Origin of the sequence: Hamadaea flava (genome assembly GCF_024172085.1) — a bacterium.
Lineage (GTDB): Bacteria > Actinomycetota > Actinomycetes > Mycobacteriales > Micromonosporaceae > Hamadaea > Hamadaea flava.
In genome coordinates this window covers 8,319,158-8,336,630 of record NZ_JAMZDZ010000001.1, presented here as the reverse complement: position 1 = coordinate 8,336,630, position 17,473 = coordinate 8,319,158, and the positions used below count along the sequence as shown (strand labels likewise).

Annotated in this window: 19 protein-coding genes; 9 read left to right on the top strand and 10 right to left on the bottom strand. The window is 70.6% G+C overall.

All coding sequences use genetic code 11. From position 1 onward, the window contains the following. Positions 1–75: 75 nt before the first annotated feature. Positions 76–528 carry a cupredoxin domain-containing protein gene (locus tag HDA40_RS38875; RefSeq protein WP_253763077.1) on the bottom strand — a complete coding sequence of 151 codons (453 nt, stop codon included), beginning with the start codon at positions 526–528 and terminating at the stop codon, positions 76–78. Further along, positions 525–3,149: a Dyp-type peroxidase gene (locus tag HDA40_RS38870; RefSeq protein WP_253763076.1), complete on the bottom strand. Its 2,625-nt coding sequence runs from the start codon at positions 3,147–3,149 to the stop codon at positions 525–527. The genes HDA40_RS38875 and HDA40_RS38870 overlap by 4 nt, the downstream gene beginning before the upstream one ends. Before the next feature lie 173 nt (positions 3,150–3,322). Here HDA40_RS38870 and HDA40_RS38865 point away from each other — a divergent pair, with 173 nt between their 5' ends. Then, the gene (locus HDA40_RS38865; RefSeq protein ID WP_253763075.1) at positions 3,323–4,339 is read left to right on the top strand and encodes a cation diffusion facilitator family transporter; all 1,017 of its coding nucleotides are present in this window, start codon (positions 3,323–3,325) and stop codon (positions 4,337–4,339) included. 19 nt (positions 4,340–4,358) lie between these two features. Here HDA40_RS38865 and HDA40_RS38860 read toward each other — a convergent pair whose 3' ends face one another. The 3 genes from HDA40_RS38860 to HDA40_RS38850 form a co-directional block, all read right to left on the bottom strand. Further along, positions 4,359–5,051: a cation efflux transmembrane domain-containing protein gene (locus tag HDA40_RS38860; protein ID WP_253763074.1), complete on the bottom strand. Its 693-nt coding sequence runs from the start codon at positions 5,049–5,051 to the stop codon at positions 4,359–4,361. Next, positions 5,051–5,410 carry an ArsR/SmtB family transcription factor gene (locus HDA40_RS38855; protein WP_372503214.1) on the bottom strand — a complete coding sequence of 120 codons (360 nt, stop codon included), beginning with the start codon at positions 5,408–5,410 and terminating at the stop codon, positions 5,051–5,053. Before HDA40_RS38855 ends, HDA40_RS38860 begins: the two co-directional genes overlap by 1 nt. 61 nt (positions 5,411–5,471) lie before the next feature. Continuing rightward, positions 5,472–7,571 (bottom strand): MMPL family transporter, encoded by a 2,100-nt coding sequence (locus HDA40_RS38850; RefSeq protein ID WP_253763073.1) that lies wholly within the window; start codon positions 7,569–7,571, stop codon positions 5,472–5,474. A gap of 97 nt (positions 7,572–7,668) precedes the next feature. Between HDA40_RS38850 and HDA40_RS38845 the strand changes: the two genes are divergently transcribed. From HDA40_RS38845 to HDA40_RS38835, 3 genes are all read left to right on the top strand, one after another. Beyond that, complete coding sequence (locus tag HDA40_RS38845; protein ID WP_372503108.1) at positions 7,669–8,169, top strand: MarR family winged helix-turn-helix transcriptional regulator; 501 nt, start codon at positions 7,669–7,671, stop codon at positions 8,167–8,169. Between the two features lie 121 nt (positions 8,170–8,290). Then, entirely contained in the window at positions 8,291–9,463 is a 1,173-nt protein-coding gene (locus HDA40_RS38840) for a hypothetical protein (RefSeq protein ID WP_253763072.1), read from the top strand. Positions 9,464–9,558: 95 nt separating this feature from the next. Next, positions 9,559–10,449 (top strand): EamA family transporter, encoded by an 891-nt coding sequence (locus tag HDA40_RS38835; RefSeq protein WP_253763071.1) that lies wholly within the window; start codon positions 9,559–9,561, stop codon positions 10,447–10,449. Here the strand turns inward: HDA40_RS38835 and HDA40_RS38830 are convergent. Then, positions 10,446–11,105: a helix-turn-helix transcriptional regulator gene (locus HDA40_RS38830; protein WP_253763070.1), complete on the bottom strand. Its 660-nt coding sequence runs from the start codon at positions 11,103–11,105 to the stop codon at positions 10,446–10,448. The genes HDA40_RS38835 and HDA40_RS38830 overlap by 4 nt on opposite strands. 100 nt (positions 11,106–11,205) lie before the next feature. On the opposite strand from HDA40_RS38830, the gene folE reads away from it, so the two are divergent. The 3 genes from folE to HDA40_RS38815 are packed head-to-tail and all read left to right on the top strand — an operon-like array spanning position 11,206 to position 13,894. Further along, complete coding sequence (gene folE / locus HDA40_RS38825; protein ID WP_253763069.1) at positions 11,206–11,790, top strand: GTP cyclohydrolase I FolE; 585 nt, start codon at positions 11,206–11,208, stop codon at positions 11,788–11,790. A 12-nt stretch (positions 11,791–11,802) separates the two neighbouring features. After that, positions 11,803–13,014 (top strand): NAD(P)/FAD-dependent oxidoreductase, encoded by a 1,212-nt coding sequence (locus tag HDA40_RS38820; protein ID WP_253763068.1) that lies wholly within the window; start codon positions 11,803–11,805, stop codon positions 13,012–13,014. A 40-nt stretch (positions 13,015–13,054) separates the two neighbouring features. Further along, complete coding sequence (locus HDA40_RS38815; RefSeq protein WP_253763067.1) at positions 13,055–13,894, top strand: hypothetical protein; 840 nt, start codon at positions 13,055–13,057, stop codon at positions 13,892–13,894. A gap of 19 nt (positions 13,895–13,913) precedes the next feature. Here HDA40_RS38815 and HDA40_RS38810 read toward each other — a convergent pair whose 3' ends face one another. Next, positions 13,914–14,804, bottom strand: coding sequence for a polysaccharide deacetylase family protein (locus tag HDA40_RS38810; protein ID WP_253763066.1), 891 nt, complete (start codon positions 14,802–14,804; stop codon positions 13,914–13,916). A 60-nt stretch (positions 14,805–14,864) separates the two neighbouring features. On the opposite strand from HDA40_RS38810, the gene HDA40_RS38805 reads away from it, so the two are divergent. Beyond that, positions 14,865–15,224 (top strand): MerR family transcriptional regulator, encoded by a 360-nt coding sequence (locus tag HDA40_RS38805; protein ID WP_253763065.1) that lies wholly within the window; start codon positions 14,865–14,867, stop codon positions 15,222–15,224. Here the strand turns inward: HDA40_RS38805 and HDA40_RS38800 are convergent. Both HDA40_RS38800 and HDA40_RS38795 read right to left on the bottom strand, forming a co-directional pair. Further along, positions 15,202–15,528, bottom strand: a complete 327-nt coding sequence (locus HDA40_RS38800) for an STAS domain-containing protein (RefSeq protein ID WP_253763064.1) — start codon at positions 15,526–15,528, stop codon at positions 15,202–15,204. The genes HDA40_RS38805 and HDA40_RS38800 overlap by 23 nt on opposite strands. Before the next feature lie 14 nt (positions 15,529–15,542). Beyond that, positions 15,543–15,938 carry an ATP-binding protein gene (locus tag HDA40_RS38795; RefSeq protein WP_253763063.1) on the bottom strand — a complete coding sequence of 132 codons (396 nt, stop codon included), beginning with the start codon at positions 15,936–15,938 and terminating at the stop codon, positions 15,543–15,545. Positions 15,939–16,081: 143 nt separating this feature from the next. Here HDA40_RS38795 and HDA40_RS38790 point away from each other — a divergent pair, with 143 nt between their 5' ends. Continuing rightward, positions 16,082–16,441 (top strand): TspO/MBR family protein, encoded by a 360-nt coding sequence (locus HDA40_RS38790; RefSeq protein ID WP_253763062.1) that lies wholly within the window; start codon positions 16,082–16,084, stop codon positions 16,439–16,441. Between the two features lie 57 nt (positions 16,442–16,498). On the opposite strand, the gene HDA40_RS38785 is transcribed toward HDA40_RS38790, so the two are convergent. Further along, positions 16,499–17,416: a helix-turn-helix domain-containing protein gene (locus tag HDA40_RS38785; RefSeq protein ID WP_253763061.1), complete on the bottom strand. Its 918-nt coding sequence runs from the start codon at positions 17,414–17,416 to the stop codon at positions 16,499–16,501. Between the last annotated feature and the right edge of the window lie 57 nt (positions 17,417–17,473).

Below are 17,473 nucleotides of genomic sequence, written 5' to 3'. Positions count from 1 at the left end.
CTCCGATAAGGATGGTTCGACGTGATACGGGCGATCAACCCGAACCGTAGCCACCTTACGGCCCCGGCACAAGGATCAGCTCGGCGTGGCGACTTCCAAGGTGCCTTGCATTCCTGACGTCACATGGTATGCGCAGGGCATCGGATAGGTCCCGGGCTGCGTCACCGTGACAGTGACGGTCTTGGTCTGCCCGCCGTTGACGTTGCCGCCGTCGACCCCGGGAACGGTGTCCACGCTGATGTCGTGCGGGGTGACACCCGTGTTGCGGAAGGTGATCTCGATCGTGCCGGTGGTGGCCCGCACGACATCGGGATGCAGTCGCAGGTCGTCACCGATGGCGACCTCGATGCGCTGTACGCCGTCGGAACCCTTGACAGCGACGGCAGGCGACGGTGCGACCGAGGCGGTGGCGGTCGGCAGTGCCGCGCCCGCGCCGCCGGGACCGCCCTCGGTCCCCCACACCGCGCACCCGGCCGCGCTCGCCAGGGTGAGGACGGCGACGAGTACGCCGATCGGCCGGCGGCTCATGACGCGTTCCCGGCGAACAGGTCCTGCCCGACGTATCCGCCGTCCGGTACGCCGCCCGGTATCGCGAACAACGCGCTGGCTTCATGGCGGATGAACTTCGACAGGGCGTCGTTACCGGCCAGCCGCTGCTGGACCGGGATGAAGCCACGCCGCGGATCAGCCTGGTACGCCAGGAAAAGCAGCCCGGCCTCGTCGCCGTCGGAGTAGGACCAGCCCCGCCGCAGCATCGCCGCCCCGTTGTTGAACGCCGGTGCGGCCAGCCGGATGTGCGCGGTGACCGGGATCGCCGGCGAGCCGTCGGGCTGAGTGGTGCCGTAGTTGGCAGGGGTGGTCTCCTGCCCGCCGGACAACGGTGCACCGGTGTCCTTCCGGCGGCCGATGACCTTCTGCTGCGCGTCGAGGGTCAACCCGTCCCAGTCGTCGAGGATCATCCGGATGCGGCGTACCACGAGGTAGGAGCCGTTGCGGAGCCAGGCCGGCTGATCGTGGCCGGAGACGAACACCTTCGTGGCGAAGTCGGGGTCGGCCGGCTTGGGATTGTTCGTGCCGTCGACCTGCCCCATCAGGTTACGGCCGGTGCTGCCCGGAGCGGTCGCACCCGGAGTCGCCGCGAACCCGGTCTGCCCCCAGCGCAGCCGCGCGACCGGGCCGGCGATACGCCGCAGCACCCGGGCCGCGTGGAACACCACGAGCGGGTCGTCGGCGGCGACGATCACCCCGAGATCGCCGTGGCTGGCGGCGGGATCGAGGCGATCCCCGGTGAACGCGGGCAGCGGGGCCAAGGCCGCCGGGCGGGCGTCCGCCGGGATGCCCGCCTTGCCGAACAGACTCGGCCCGAACCCGAAGGTGACGGTCAGCGCGCACGGCCCGGATCCGATCACCACATGGTCGTCGGGCTGGCCTGTGCCCTGCCCCTCGGCCATTCGCGCGGCCGCCGCCGACCACTGCCGCAGCAAGCCCTGCAACGCCTTGGCGTCGACGCCGTCGAGCAGGTCGAACGCGGCGACCCAGCTGTGCGCCTGCGGCTGAGTCGGGACCGCGATGCCGGACTGCCGCGAACCGAAGTACGCCACCCGGCCCGCGCCGACGTCGGACAGCGCGGGACCGGCGGCCGACGCCACCACCGGGGTGTCGGCCGAGCGCAGGCCGATGCCGATCCCCGTGCCGGCGACGACTCCGACCCCGCCGACGGCCAGGTAGCCCGCGACGCTGCGACGGGGCACCCCAGACGCGCCCGCTCCCACGCCGTCCCCGTCAGCACCGCCACCATCGGACGCGACGGCACTACCGCCGTGGGGCGCATCGCCGCGGCCCGCATCATCGGCACGCTCGCTCACCTCAGCGCGGTCGGCAGTCGCCGCGCTGTCGGCGGCGGCGAGGACAGCGGCCTCGCCGGCCCGGGCCGCCGGAAGGGCCGCCACCGGACTCGACGAGTCGTCCTTCGAACCATCCACAGTGGCCAGACCGGCCGGCGCCGAGCCCGCAGCCGACCCGTCGCCCACAGCCGACTCGTCGCCTGCGGCCGAGCCCGCGCCGACGGCGGCGCTTGCTGCGGCGGCGTCGATCCGCTGCCGGACCGAGCGCAGGCTCATCAGGGCCACGGCGACCACCAGCCCGGCCGCCGCGCCGATCACCGTCGAGACGGTCGCCCGGTCAAGGGTCATGCTCAGGCCGGTCGGCGCGGAGGAGCGCCACCACACCGGGGCGTCGTCGAGGGCCATGGAGAAGCCGAGCAGCGCGCCGACGCAGGCGGCGATCACGGCGGCGAACCGGGACCGGTACGCCAGCCGCCACGCGGCCAGGATGCCGAAGGGCCAGACGACGAGCGCGGTGGCGTCCGCGCCGAGCAGGGCGCCGAGGCGCTGGGCGAGGCTGCCCGTCTCGACGGCGGCGACACCGGCCGAGTGCAGCAGGTCGGCGGCCAGCATGAGCCCCGCTCCGGCAGCGAGCAGCCGGAACCCCAGGCGCGGGAAGAGTCCGCCGACCGCGATCACGACGGCGATCGCGATCGCCAGCAGCAGCCAGGGAGTCGGCGAGGGGCCGGGAATCCAGTCCAGCGCACCGGTCGCGGTCAGGGTGCGGCCGCCGTGGTCGAGGACGACCTTCCAGTCGCTGACCCGGTGTTCGGCACCCGGATCGGCCGCCACCGGGGCGGGCAGCGTCTTGAGCATCCAGTGGATGCGATGGTCGTGCCACCGGTACACGTGCTCGCCGGAGACCTTGCGCCAGCGGGGTTCGCCCTTGCCGTCCACCCCGGCGGGCACCACCGTGGTCGCGTACCGGTCGGTGTTGAGGTAGGTGGCCGGCGAGTTGTCGTTGACGAACACCCCGCCGGGGCCGATCTTCGCGAACGGCTCACCGGTGTAGCCCTGGACGATCAGGTCCTGGTCGGTGGTGTTGATCGCCTCCAGCCGCGACCCGTTCTCCACGACCGACAGGCTCACGCCTGGAACCGCCGGAGCCAGGGCCGACAACGTGGTCCGGAAGTTCGTGGCACCGGCCCCGGCCACTTCGTGCGCCTGGGCCGCCGACGCCGGCCACACCAGTCCCGCCGCGGCCACCACCACGAACATCATCCGCAGCAGGGACCGGCCGAACCGGCTGACGAGGCGTTCGCGCATACCCGGCACCTTTCGCAATCGAGATCAGGTCGAGGGCGGAGGCAGCTTACCGGGCGTACCTGGAGCACCGGACGGTTCACCCGGCGCGGCGTGATCCAGGCCAATCAGGGAAGGAAGACGACATTCATGTTCAAGATTGGCTGAATTCACGATCGCGTGTACCATTCGGCACCGTGTCGACCCCCAAGGATGAGCACGGCCACGGCCACAACGACCACAGCCACGGCGAGACCGGCCATGGTGACCACAGCCACGGAGTCTCGGCCGACGCCGACCGCCGCTGGCTGTCCCTGGCCTTGGCGCTGATCGGCGGCTTCATGGCCGTCGAAGTCGTCATCGGTCTGATCGCCCGATCGCTGGCGTTGATCTCGGACGCCGCGCACATGCTGACCGACGCCGCGTCGATCGTGCTGGCGTTGATCGCGATCCGCCTCGCCGCGCGCCCCGCGCAAGGCCGCTACACCTACGGCCTCAAGCGCGCCGAGATCCTGTCCGCGCAGGCCAACGGCCTGTCGCTGGTCATCCTCGCGGGGTGGCTCGGCTACGAGTCGGTGCGCCGACTGATCGACCCGCCCGAGGTCCACGGCTGGCTCGTCGTGGCCACCGCGCTCACGGGCGTCGCGATCAACATCGCGGCCGCCTGGGCGATCAGCAAGGCCAACCGGACCAGCCTGAACGTCCAGGGTGCGTTCCAGCACATCCTCAACGACTTGTACGCGTTCATCGCGACGGCGATCGCCGGCCTAGTCATGGTGTTCACCGGGTTCGACCGCGCCGACGGCATCGCGACGCTCATCGTGGTGGCCCTGATGCTCAAGGCCGGCATCGGCCTGCTGCGCGATTCCGGCCGCGTCCTGCTCGAAGCCGCGCCCGCCGACCTGCACCCCGACACCATCGGCGATCAGCTGGCCGGCGTACCGGGTGTCGTGGAGGTGCACGACCTGCACGTCTGGACGATCACCTCCGGTCAGCCTGCCTTGTCGGCGCACGTCCTGGTCGATCCCGGCCGCGACTGTCACGCCGTACGCGGTCAGCTGGAGACGTTGTTGCGCGGGCACCAGATCAGCCACACCACGTTGCAGGTGGATCACGTCGGCGACGACCTGCTGACCATCGGGCAGCAGGCGACCGCCCCGCACTGCGACGACGCGCACGGACCCGTGCACAGCGCCGAGGATCACTCTCACTGATGCGCCGGACCGCGCGGTGTCATCGCGAATCGCAGCAACCGTCCGCGCAGCGCGGCGGCGACGACTCCAGCAACGCTCCCGGCGGCGGGCAGCAGGTGTCGCCGCGCCAGGTCTGCACGCCTTCCCGGACCGCGATCGCCGCGATCGCCAGCGCGGCGGCCGGATCGGCCCACCACCAGCCGAGCACGGCGTTGGCTGCCAAGCCGACCAGCAGCACTGCCGACAGATAGGTGCAGAGCAGGGTCTGTTTCGAATCGGCCACTGCGGTCGCCGAACCGAGCGCACGACCGGCGCTGCGTTGTGCGTACGACAGCACGGGCATGACCGCGAGCGACACCGCCGCCAGGACGATCCCGATCATGGAGTGATCGGCGCGTTCGCCGCCCACGAGCGATACCAGCGACTCCGCCGTCACGTACGCGGCCAGGACGAAGAACGAGACCGCGATGATCCGCAGGGTGACCTTCTCGCGGCGCTCGTGGTCCGCGGCCGAGAACTGCCAGGCGACCGCGGCGGCCGACGACACCTCGATCACCGAGTCGAGGCCGAACCCGATCAGGGCGCTCGACGAGGCGACCGTCCCGGCGGTGACCGCCACGATCGCCTCGATGACGTTGTAGCCGATCGTCGCGGCGACCAGGATTCGGACGCGGCGCACCAGCGTCGCGCGCCGCGCGGCCGGACTGGGATCGGCGGCGGGCAGCGACGTCATCAGCAGCAGTCGTCGCGCTCGGCTTGCGGGCAGACGGTCGGGTCGACCGCGAGCACCAGGCCGAGCAGGTCGCCCAGCGCGTGGGCGAGCCGCTGGTCGGACAGCTCGTAGCGCGAGCGGCGGCCCTCGGCGACGGCGACCACGAGGCCGCAGCCGCGCAGGCAGGCGAGGTGGTTGGACAGGCTCTGCCGCGACACTCCGAGCTCGTCGGCCAGATCCGACGGGTACGCCGGCCCGTCACGCAGCGCCAGCAGGAGCCGGGCCCGGGTCGGGTCGGACAGGGCGTGGCCGAAGCGGGCCAGCACCTGTCCTCGGGTGGCCACGGGGATGGCGTCGTCCAGGGTCTTCACACCAGCGATAGTACATAACCCGCTGAATACAAGATAGCGTGAACCCTGTGCCCTCGTGGCCACCGCCCGGTCAGCGCCCGGCCGACGGCTCAGGCGTCAACTCGGACCGCTCCCCCGGCTCGGCGACCGGCGGCCCGCCCCGGTACGGGCGGCCGGGCCACCAGAACCGTTCGCCGAACAGCATCGCGAGCGCCGGGACGAGCAGCGTCCGGACCAGCAGCGTGTCCAGCAGGACGCCGATGCCGACGATGATTCCGAGTTCGGTCAGCGTCACCAGCGGCAGTACGCCGAGCACGGCGAAGACCGCGGCGAGCAAGATGCCCGCACTGGTGATCACGCCGCCGGTGACGCTGAGCGAGGTGAGCATCCCGACGCGGGTTCCGTGGTGCACGGCCTCCTCCCGCGCCCGGGTGGCGAGGAAGATGTTGTAGTCCACGCCCAGCGCCACAAGGAACAGGAACGACAGCAACGGCACCTCGTTGTCCAGCGCGGCGTAGTCGAGCACGTGGACGAACAGCAGATTCGCCGCGCCCAGGGCCGCGAAGTAGGTCGCCACCACGGTCAGCACCAGCACGACCGGCGCGACCAGGGATCGCAGCAACAGCAGGAGGATCACGAAGACGACCGCCAGCACCAGCGGCACCACGCGCTTCAGCGCGGTGAACGACGCCTCCCGTTCGTCCAGGTTGGTCGCCACCGTGCCGCCGACCACCGCGTCCGCGTCGGCGACGCCGTGCACCGCCGTACGCAGTGCGCGTACCGTGTCGTAGCTGGCCGTCGAGTCGGGTTCGGCGTCGAGGACGACGTCGAACGACACCCAGCCGTTCGCCTTCTCCGCCGGGCGTACGCTCGCCACCCCGTCTGTGGCGTCGACGGCGGCCGACACCGCGTCCTGACGGCCTTCCTTGGCCAGCACGATCACCGGATCGGCCGCGCCGGACGGGAAGTGCTTACCGAGAGTCGTCAGCGCGTCGATCGACTCCGCCTGTACGCGGAACTGCTCGGTCCGGCTCAGGCCGACCCGCAGATCCGACAGCCCGGCCGACAGCAGGGCGAGGAAGACCAGCGACAGCGCGACGATCATTCGGGGACGCCGGGCGACCAGTGCACCCGCGCGCGCCCACAGCCCGCGGCCTGTCGTGTCGTCCGGCTGGTCAGCGCGGGGAACGAAGGGCCAGAACAGTCCGCGGCCGCAGACCACCAGCGCGGCGGGCAGCACCAGCAGTCCGAACAGGGCCGCGACGGCGACGCCGATCGCCCCGGCCACCCCCAGCGCCCGGTTGAACGTCAACGGGGCGGCGAGCAACGTGAGCAGGCCGAGGATCACCGTGACCGCGCTGGCCGCGATCGCCGGGCCCGCCGAGCGTACGCTGCGGCGCATGGCCTCCCGGCGATCGCCGGTGCGGCGCAGCTCCTCGCGATAACGGGCGATGAGCAACAGGGCGTAGTCGGTGCCCGCGCCGAACACGATGACGTCCACGATGCCGGTCGTCGAGGGGTCGAGCAGCAGGCCGGACGTCCGGTTCAGCAATGCCAGCAACGCGTTGGTCACCATGTCGGCCGAGCCGACCACCGCCAGCGGGATCAGCCACAACCAGGGGCTGCGATAGGTGATCAGCAGCAGCACCGCGACCACCACGACGGTCACCAGCAACAGGGTCGTGTTCGCGCCGTCGAACGAGGCCGCGATGTCGGCGGTGAAGCCGGCCCCACCGGTGACCTGGGCGGTCAACCCGTCCGGGCGTCCGTCGGCCGCGATAGCGCGCAGCTGCCGGATCGTCTCCGACAGGTCCTCGATCTGCTGGTCGGCCGGCAGCGGCACGGCCACCAGGACGGCGCCCTCCTTCTCCGCCTTGACCGGCGGGGCGACCTGTCCCCCGACGGCGAACTTCGCGTACGCCGCGGAGTCGGCCGCGATCTTCCGCTCGTCCGCCCCGGTCAGCGGGCCGCCGTCGCGGGCGTACACGACCAGCGCCGGGTTGACCTGGCCGCTCGGGAACTGCTTCTGCAGCTGCGCCACCCGCACCGACTCGGCCGAATCGGGCAGCCCCGCGGTGGCGTCGTTGGTCGTCGTGGCCTCGCCGCCGACCCCCATGAGGGCCCCGGCCGCCAGTATCGCCACCGCCAGGACAAGCCAGGCGGTCAGCCGCCCGGTCAGCACACGCAGCATCGTTCCACTCCTCGGGGTTTTCTCGTCGCCCGAACATCATTGCAGACGACTATCTCGGCATCAGAGATACCCACCCCGCGAGGTTATAGTGCCTTCCGTGACGGACAGCGTGTTCCAGCGCGCCGACGACCCCCGGGCCAGGCTGATCGGCGAGATCATCAGCGATCTCCACCTCTACTCGACGCACTCACAGCACATCGGTGCCGCGTTCGCCGCCCACAATCAGCTCGGCCACGCCGACCTGCATGCCCTGCTCCTGATCATGGAGGCGGAGCTGGCCGGGCGGCCGATCACGCCGGGCACACTCCGCGAGGAACTCAACTTCTCGTCCGGCGCGGTCACCGGGGTCATCGACCGGCTCGAGGCCGCGGGTCACGTCTACCGGGACCGCGACACCGCCGACCGGCGCAAGATCTTCCTGCGGTACGCCGACCACGGCGCGGCCGTCGCGCGCGACTTCTTCCGCCCGCTCGCCGGGCGTACGCAGAACGTCATGGCGGAGTTCAGCGACGAGGACCTCCAGCGGGTGCACCGGTTCCTGACCGCCATCGTCGGCTCGATGCGCGAACACCGCGACGACCTGCGTACGCGCGGCTGACCAGCGCTATCGGGTTCCCGTCATGGATCAAGTAAACACGGTCGAGTACGGCGAAAGTTTGCCTTGATCTACGACGCTGGATGGATTGACGGCCGTCGTCCACCGCGCGATCGTGGCGGCCATGCCTTCTTCCCCTGAGGAATCCCGCGCCGCCCGCCGCTCCGCGCTGAAGTTGCTCGGTGTCTCGGCGGCCGGCGCCACCGCTGGCGCGTTCGCCGTCGCCGCTCCGGCCGCGGCCAGCACCGCCAACGGGTACGCCGAAGTCGACAGCTTCGCCGGGACGACCGACGACGAGAAGCTCGCCGCCGCGATGGCGTACGCGGCCGCGCAGACGTACGCCCCGACGCTGGTCTTCGGCGCTCGCGCGTACACCTTCGCCGCCGACTACGCCTTCTTCCCGGGCATGCGCTGGTCCGGCCCGCTCGGCGGGAGCGAGACGGAGTTCGGCGAGTCCTGCCTGGTGAAGGTGACCGGGGCGTACCTGTTGCGGGCGACCGCAGTGCGAGACGTCGCGATCCGCGGCATCTGTTTCCAGGGCACCGGCGCCAACGACTTCCAGCAGCAGGTCACCGACTTCGCCGCCGGGCCGCTGACCCAGGACGCCCGGTATCGGGAGATCGGCTTCAAGTCCTTCCGCTCCGTCATGCACGCCCGTCACCTGCGGTGCTCGATCGAGCGCATGTACTGCAACAACGGCACCGGCACGCAGTTCAAGATCGGCGGCTCGGACTCGTACTACTTCCTGGAGGGCAACTCCTACCTCAGCTCCCCCAGTCTGCCCGCGAACGCGTACTACTGGTATTTCACGCACATGAGCGAATCGCGGTTCGGCGAGCTGTACATCACCACCGAGACCGCCACCGGCATGCGCATCGACGGTTCCTACGGCGACCTGCAACTGCTGGGCACCAAGTTCGACTGCACCGGACGTACGGGGACGGACAACTGCCAGGGCGCGCAGATCATCATCGCGGGCGGGCAGGGCGTCCACCTCGACCGGTGCTGGTTCTACGGCGGGATGACCAACCCGGCCGCCACCGGGCGTACGGGTGTCGACAATGGACTCATTTCGATCACCGGTGGCACCGAACACCTGGTCACCGCGCCCAAGTTCGGCTTCGGCCCATACGGTGCGCCAGCCGGGACGAAGCTGGTGCACGCCTCGGTGGCGGTGGAGATCGCCCACCCCCAGGCGATCAGCTTCGGCGGTGCGGCGGTCACGAAGGCCGGGGCGTTCCAGGGCGCTTCAGCGCACCTCACCGCAGCCGCACCGGGGTGGACCGTCGTCGCCTGACGGCGGCCGGCGCTGCCACGGGCGTCGCAGCGCCCGCCGCCGCTCCGCGCGGAAATGCAGGTGACCGCGTGCGCCCGGCCGTCGATCATGAAACCGTGGCAGAAGTGAGCACCGTCCCGCCCGAGCACGGCCCGTCGCTGAACGCCCGCGTCTTCAGCTCGGTCCCCCCGACGGTGCTGGTCCTGCTCGGCATCGTCAGCGTCCAGCTCGGCTCGGCCGTGGCCAAACATCTGTTCCCCGTCGTGGGCAGCTTCGGCACGGTCGCGCTGCGGCTGTTCTTCGCGGCCGCGGTGCTCCTGCTGGTGTGGCGGCCATCGGTACGCCTGAGCCGCCGCGCCTGGACGGTCGTGCTCGGCTACGGCGTCGTCCTCGGTCTGATGAACCTCTGCTTCTATCTGGCGCTGGCCCGCATTCCGCTCGGAATCGCGGTGACCGTCGAGTTCCTCGGTCCACTGGCGGTGGCGCTGGCCGGGTCGAGACGATGGCTGGACGTCGTCTGGGTCGCGCTCGCGGGCAGCGGGGTGTTCCTGCTGATGGAGGGCGGCGGCGAGCTCGACCTCGCTGGTCTGCTGTTCGCCGTGGCCGCCGGAGCACTCTGGGGCCTGTACATCCTGGTCGGCGCGGCGCTCGGCCGGCATACCACCGAAGGCAACGGGCTGGCGCTGGGCATGGCGATCGCCGCCTGCATCGCGGTGCCGGTCGGCGTCGCCGACAGCGGGACGGCGCTGCTCCACCCCGGCATCCTGATCGCCGGACTCGGCGTGGCGCTGCTGTCGTCGGTGATCCCGTACACCCTCGACCTGGAGGCGCTGCGCCGCATCCCGCCGAACGTGTTCGGCATCCTGATGAGCCTGGAACCCGCGGTGGCGGCCGTGATCGGCCTCGTCGTGCTCCAGGAGGCGCTGCTGTGGTCGCAGTGGCTCGCGGTGTTGTGCGTGGTGATCGCCTCGGCTGGCGCAACCCTCGGCGCCCGGCCGAAGAACTAGTCCCGACGCTGGCAGACCTCGACGCAGCACGCGTCGGGCCGGGGCGCCAGCCGGGCCGCGAGCGCCGGGTCGCCGGAGAGCACCCCTTCGACGTACGCGTGATTCAGCCCGCAGACGAGTTCGGTCTGCTCGGCGACGAGGGCGTGGAACGGGCAGTTTCGCAAGACGAGCACGTCGGAATCGCCAGGCGAGCCGGGCTCGATCGCCGGTTCGAAGCCGAGCTCGTCTAGTAGCCGCACCGCTTCGGCCAAGCCGTGCACCGGGGTGCTGTGCGCCCGGCCCCGGGCGTACGCCTCTTCCCGGGCGGCGTCGCCGGCATGGGCGGGTTCCCGGGCGACGGCCGCCGCGAGCACGCTGGCGATCAGTTCGTAGCGCCGGGGCGGGATCGCGACTTCGAGATCGTCGCCGGCCGAGTAGACCTTCGGCGTCCGCCCCCGCCCTCGGGGCCGATCCGCGGGCGCCTCGTACGCCGTACGCAGCAACCCGGTCTCGGCGAGTTTGTCGAGGTGGAACGCGGCGAGGTTACGGGATACGCCGCACGCGTCGGCGGCCTCCTCGCGGGTGACCGGCCGGTGCTGGCGGCGTACGTGGTCGAACAGGGCACGGCGGACCGGATCGGCCAGCGCCGACACCGACTGCCACACGTGTTCCGCCACGGCTCCAGAATATCACCAACATTGGCTATTGAAATAACGCCGCCCCGGATGGAGGATGCGAATAAGACCAACTTCAGTTGGCGAAAACATGGGAGTGATCATGCAGCTGACCGCCGTACGGCCCCGAGTGCCCGAGCGTGACCTGGTCGCCGCCGAGCAGGCCGCCGCCGCCCTGCTGACGGCGCTGGGACTGGACGTCGGCTCGGAGAGCATGCGGGAGACTCCGGCCCGCATGGTCCGCGCCTACGCCGACCTGCTCAGTCCCCGCCCGTTCCGGCCGACCACGTTCCCGAACGACGAGGGCTACGACGAGCTGGTACTGGCCCGCGACATCCCGATCCGGTCGGTGTGCGAACACCATCTGCTGCCGTTCGTCGGCGTCGCGCACGTCGGCTACCTGCCCGGCGAGCGGATCCTGGGACTGTCCAAACTGGCCCGCGTCGTCGAACTGTTCGCGCACGGCCCGCAGGTGCAGGAGCGGCTCACCAAGCAGATCGCCGATTGGCTGTCGGATCAGTTGTCGCCCAAGGGTGTCGGCGTCGTCATCCAGGCCGAGCACCTGTGCATGACGCTGCGCGGCGTACAGGCCACCGGCGCCAGCACCGTCACCTCCACGCTGCTCGGCGCGCTGCGTGAGGACGCCCGCTCGCGCGCCGAGTTCCTCGCCCTCACCCAGCCCCGCTGACCAGGAGTCCACATGCGACACGTCATCATCGGCGCCGGGCTCGCGGGTGCCAAGGCCGCGCAGACCCTGCGCGACGAAGGCTTCGACGGCGACATCACGCTGATCGGCGCGGAGCCCGAACTGCCCTACGAACGGCCGCCGCTGTCCAAGGGCCTGCTGCTCGGCGCGACTCCGCGGGACCAGGTCTACGTTCACCAGCCCGACTGGTACGCCGAGAGCAGCGTCGAGATCCGCACGGCGACGACGGTCGTCGACATCGACCGCACCGCGCACCGGATCACGACCGACGCAGGCGACGTGCTCCCCTATGACAAACTGCTGCTGGCGACGGGATCTTCGCCACGGCGGCTGGCCGTGCCCGGAGCCGACCTGGACGGTGTGCTCTACCTGCGTACGCTCGCCGACTCCGATCGCGTCTCCGGCGCGCTGCGGGACGGCGTACACGTCGTGATCGTGGGGGCGGGCTGGATCGGCCTGGAGATCGCCGCGGCGGCCCGCACGCGCGGAGCCCACGTGACGGTCGTGGAGACCGCGAGCCTGCCGCTGCTGGGCGTGCTGGGCCCGGATCTCGCGCAGGTCTTCGCGGACCTGCATCGCGACCACGGCGTGTCGTTCCGGTTCGGCGCGCAGCTCAGCCGATTCGACGGCGACACCGCGGTACGCACGGTCAGCCTCGCGGACGGCATCGATCTGCCCGCGGACGTCGTGATCGTCGGGGTGGGCGCGCGGCCGAACGACGACCTCGCGGTCCGGGCCGGGCTCGACGTCGGCAACGGCGTCGTCGTGGACTCCCAGCACCGCACCTCCGACCCGGACATCTTCGCCGCCGGGGACGTCGCTTGCGCCTTCCACCCGACGTTCCGCCGGCACATCCGCACCGAGCATTGGGCCAACGCGCTCGACGGCGGACCCGAGGCCGCCCGCGCGATGCTCGGCCTGCCCGTGCCGCCCGACCGACTGCCGTTCTTCTTCACCGACCAATACGACCTCGGCGCCGAGTACGCCGGATTCGCCGCGCCCGGCGACGCCGACCGCCTGGTGTTCCGCGGCGACCGGGCCGGCCGAGAGTTCGTCGCGTTCTGGACCCGCGACGGGCGCGTGCTGGCCGGGATGAACGTCAACGTGTGGGACGTCAGCGACGACATCCAGCGGCTGATCCGTACGCGCAAACCGGTTGGCCTGGGCATGCTCGCCGACGACGAGGTGCCGTTGAGCGAGGTCTAACCCTGAGAACGGTCCACAAACGACCGCGTTATAGTGCGCCGTGGCCGACGACGCACTCACCGAACTCGACGCCCCCGCTGACGAAGCCGGCGACGACAGCGCGATCAGGACCGAGGTCTACCTGGGGCTGTTGTGGCTGGCCATCACGGTCTTCACGGCGTACGCGTCACTGCATGGAGTGCCCGGCGCGCCCGGGCCGATCAGCGCGGCCGTCGACGCGATGCCGGACGTCATCAGCTCGGCCCTCGTCACGGCGGCGACGATCGCGGCCGCCGCCGGGTCCCGTCATGCGAGCGCCGTCCGGCGGCTGCTCGTCGGGCTCGCCACCGGGGCCGGTTTCGGTGTCGTGACAGCGTTCGGCGTACGCCTGGCGTATGGCGACAGCACGTCGGTCATGATGCTCAGCGTCACCGTGGGGGCGGCGTGCGTACTCGGGGGCGCGTTCGCGATGCTGCCCGGCGCGGTGCTCGACGCGAGCCTGTGGGCGATGACCTGGGTGCTGTTCGCCGGCCTGATCCTGTCGGTGCTCAAGCCGAACCTGCTGACGATGCTGGGCGGCGGCGCGACCGGAGAGAGCCGGTTCCTGCTGCTCCAACCGGCGGTCGCCGGTCTGCTCGCCGCGATGCACTCGGTCCGCTGGCTGCGCTCGGAGAACCCGGCATTGTTGTGGTTTCCGGTGGCGGGCGCGTTGTCCGGCGTCTACCTGCTCGCCACTGAGGGCCTGGGACACCTGGGCGGTACCGTCCTGTCGGCGACGAGGGACAGCGCTGCGGGTGAGGCGCTGTTCACCGACGCCGCCGAACTCAAGTACGCCGTGATCGTGCTCGCGGTCGGCGGGGTGCTCGCGCTGGTCATCGGAGCCCGGCGACCCCGCCCGTGACCGCCGGGATCCGGTGCCGTCAGCCTCGTCCACGCAGCTCGGAACCGACCTCTGTGGAGTGCGTCGTGTAGTGCGTGGCGATCTCGTCACTGGTCGTCAGCCACACGTCTGGCTGCGCGGCCAGGAAGGCCAGCGCCTCGTCGACGTACTTGGCCCGGAACGGCTGCCCGGTCACGAACGGGTGCAGTGCCAGCGCCATCACCCGGCCGCTGTCCTGGGAGTCGGCCAGCAGCTGCTCGTACTGGTCCCGCACGATGCGGACGAACTCGGGGCCGCTGGTGCCCTTGCCGAACAGGCCGAGGTCGTTCAGCTCGACCGAGTACGGGACGCTGATCAGACCGGGCACGTTGAGCTGGTACGGCTGGTCGTCGTTGGTCCAGTCCAGGACATAGTCCAAGCCCAGTTCCGCGAGCAGCCGGGGCGTCTCGAAGGTCTCGGTGAGCCCCGGCCCCATCCATCCCCGCGGCCGGCGCCCGGTCGCCGCCTCGATGGTGTCCACCACGTCGGTCAGGAACGCCTTCTCCTCGTCCGGGTCCATCCCGGTGTGCAGGATCGAGTTGGTACGCCCATGGGCGAGCCAGGCCCAGTCGCGCTGCCTGCCGGCCTCGACGATCTGCGGGTAGTGCCGGGCGACGTCGGAGTTGAGCAGCGCACTGGCTTTGATGCCGTGCCGGTCCAGGCTTTCGATCGTGCGCCACACCCCGACGCGTACGCCGTAGTCGCGCCAGCCGTAGTTCAGCGCGTCCGGCACGAGGTCGGCCGTGCCGGGCCAGATGCTGGTCGACGGCCGGTCGATGAGGAAGTGCTCGATGTTGAGCCCGACGTAGAAGGCTACCTTCTTGCCGTCCGGCCACGCGATCGGCGCACGCTCGGTGATCGGGCTGTAGTCGAAGAGGTTTGTGTTTGCCATGCGAAGACGGTAAGACTTGACATCAGTGTCAAGTTCAAGTCTTCCTCGTGGAGGTTCGGCATGCGCATCGGTGAGCTGGCGCGGCGTACCGGGGTGAGCGAGCGCTCGCTGCGCTACTACGAGCAGCAGGGCCTGCTGGCCGCCGAGCGTACGCCCGGCGGCCAGCGGGACTATCCGGAGCGCGCGGTCGACCGGGTGATCCGCATCCAGGAGTTGTTCGCCGCCGGCCTGCACAGCCGGAAGATCGCCCAGCTCCTGCCGTGTATGCGGGACGCCGACGGCGGGCCGTCCGAGATCGCCGACACCCAGCTGGTCGGCGACCTGACCGCCGAACGCGACCGGATCGACCGGCTGATCGTGGAGCTGCGCAACTCCCGGGCGGTCCTCGACGACGTGATCAGCGCGGCGGCTGATCGCTGATCGGCCCCTCGCCGGTCAACTCGGTCAGCACGCCGGTGACCAGGAGGACCCGGTGCACCAGGCCGGTGACTCCGGTCAGCCGCAGGTCGGCGCCTGCGGCTCGGGCCGACTCCCGCGCCTGGAGCAGGGTGCCGATCCCGGAGGAGTCACAGAACCGCAGCTCGTGACAGTCGACGATGATCTCGGTCGCCTCACTGACCTTCTCGGTTGCCGCGAGCAGGTCGACGCCGGTCAGCAGATCGAGTTCGCCCGCCAGCACGAGATACGCGACCGGGCCCTCCCATCGATCGGTGATCGTCAGCATCAACACCCTCGCTCTCAGAACGCCGCGACCGCCGGGCAGGGGCGCAGCCGCACCCAGACCCGCTTGCCGCCTTGGTACTCTTCCACGCCCCACCCTTCCGAGACGGCTTCGATGATCTGCAGGCCGAAGCCGCCGCTCTCGCCGGCCGCCCGTCGCCGGGGCACCACCGATGATCCGTCAGCCGCCTTGATCGTGACACCTTGCTCATGCGACTGCACACTCAGCTCGATGCAACCGCCGCCGTGGCAGACGGCGTTGCTGACGATCTCACTGACCAGCAGTTCGGCGTCGTCGAGCCAGCCGATGTCCGGAAGGTCCCAGGCCATCAGCATGTCTCGCACCAACGTGCGGGCCGCCGCCGGTGCGCGCAGGCCCAGCGGCAGGTCGAATCTCGCGGTCAATTCACTCAACGCCTTCACCTCCTTTGCGGTCGGCAGGTCCGGTCCACAATGCCGATACCCAACCGATGGAATCGGCATGCACAGTGCCGCCAGATGCCACATTTCAGGCGATTTTTCGTTTCGACGCCGTGGTTTCGGGCACTGACGCGGCCATGACCCCTACTCCGGCCCTCCCGGCCACCGACCGGAGCCACGGACCCCGCCGGTGGTGGGCTTTGGCCGCGTTCCTCGCCGCTGTGACGCTCACCGCGGCCGTCGGAGTCCTCGGTGTCTCCGGCACCGCCGACGAGTACGCCACCCTCGACCAGCCGTCGTGGGCTCCGCCGTCGTGGCTGTTCGGTCCGGTATGGACGTTGCTGTACGCGCTCATCGCGATCGCGGGCTGGCTGGTCGTCACGACCGTCGCCTTCCTGCGCGTACGCCGCAACGCCGGGCTCCTTCTCGTCCCCTACCTGGCGTGGGTCACCTTCGCGGCTGCACTGAACTACACGATCCGGCAGCTGAACACCTGACGGCCGACCGCGAGCATCGCGTCCCCGACGTCGAGCAACGTCGCGGTCGGAGTCTGCTCAGATCCAGCCGCGCTGCTTCGCGCGTACACCGGCTTGGAAGCGGTTCGCCGCCCCCAGCCGGCCCATGACCGCCGCGACCCGGGCGCGGAAGGTGCGTACCGAGATCCCCAGCGCCCGCGCGGCCGCCTCGTCCTTGGCGTACACCGCGAGCTGTTGCAGCACCGCCAGCTCGGATTCGGTCGGACCGGCCGGTTCGGGTTCCAGCTCGGCGGATCGGCGCCAGGTGTGCTCGAACAGGTCGACGAGGATGGCGACCATGCCTGCCTGACGCACCATCAGCGCACCCGATTCCGCTTCGCCGGGCGTGATCGGCACGAACGCCACCGCCCGGTCGACGACGATCAGCGGGTGCAGTTCCTCGCCGGTGATCCGGTGCCGGTCGCCGGCCCGGTGGATGGTCAGCAGATACTCGGCGATCTCCGGGACGGCCATCATGTCGCGATGGACGATCGTGCGGTACGCGGTCCCGCGTTCGAGGCCCTGCAAGGTGCGTTCGCGGATACCGGTGGCGAGGTTGGGCCGATCCCGGTGCATGGCGAGGATCTCATCGGCGTCCTGAGTGGTCTGCCAGATGCGTTGCTGGGCCGCCTGCCGGCCGTCGATCCGCTCGATCTGCTCGGCCAGGTCGCTCTCGTCGGCCGTGGGAAGCTCGGCGAGCAGGGACGACACCGACGTCCGCGCGCCGTGGATCTGAGCGATCTCCTCGTCCAGTTCGCCGAGCCGCCGACCGATCAGCCGCTCGATCGCCGTACGCGGATCGGCCGCTGCGGGTATGCCGTCGGCGGTCACGGTGACCAGGCCCAGCACCGTAAGACGGCGTACCGATTCGGGGGGCAGATCGGCGGCCGGATCACGGAGCAGAGTGCGATAGGCCAGCTCGTCGTCGGCGGCGACGCCCAGTCCGCGCATGCTCACCCGCCAGAATCTACCGCCTGCAGCCTGCAGCTAGTTCCCCGGCCGATGCAGCTTGCT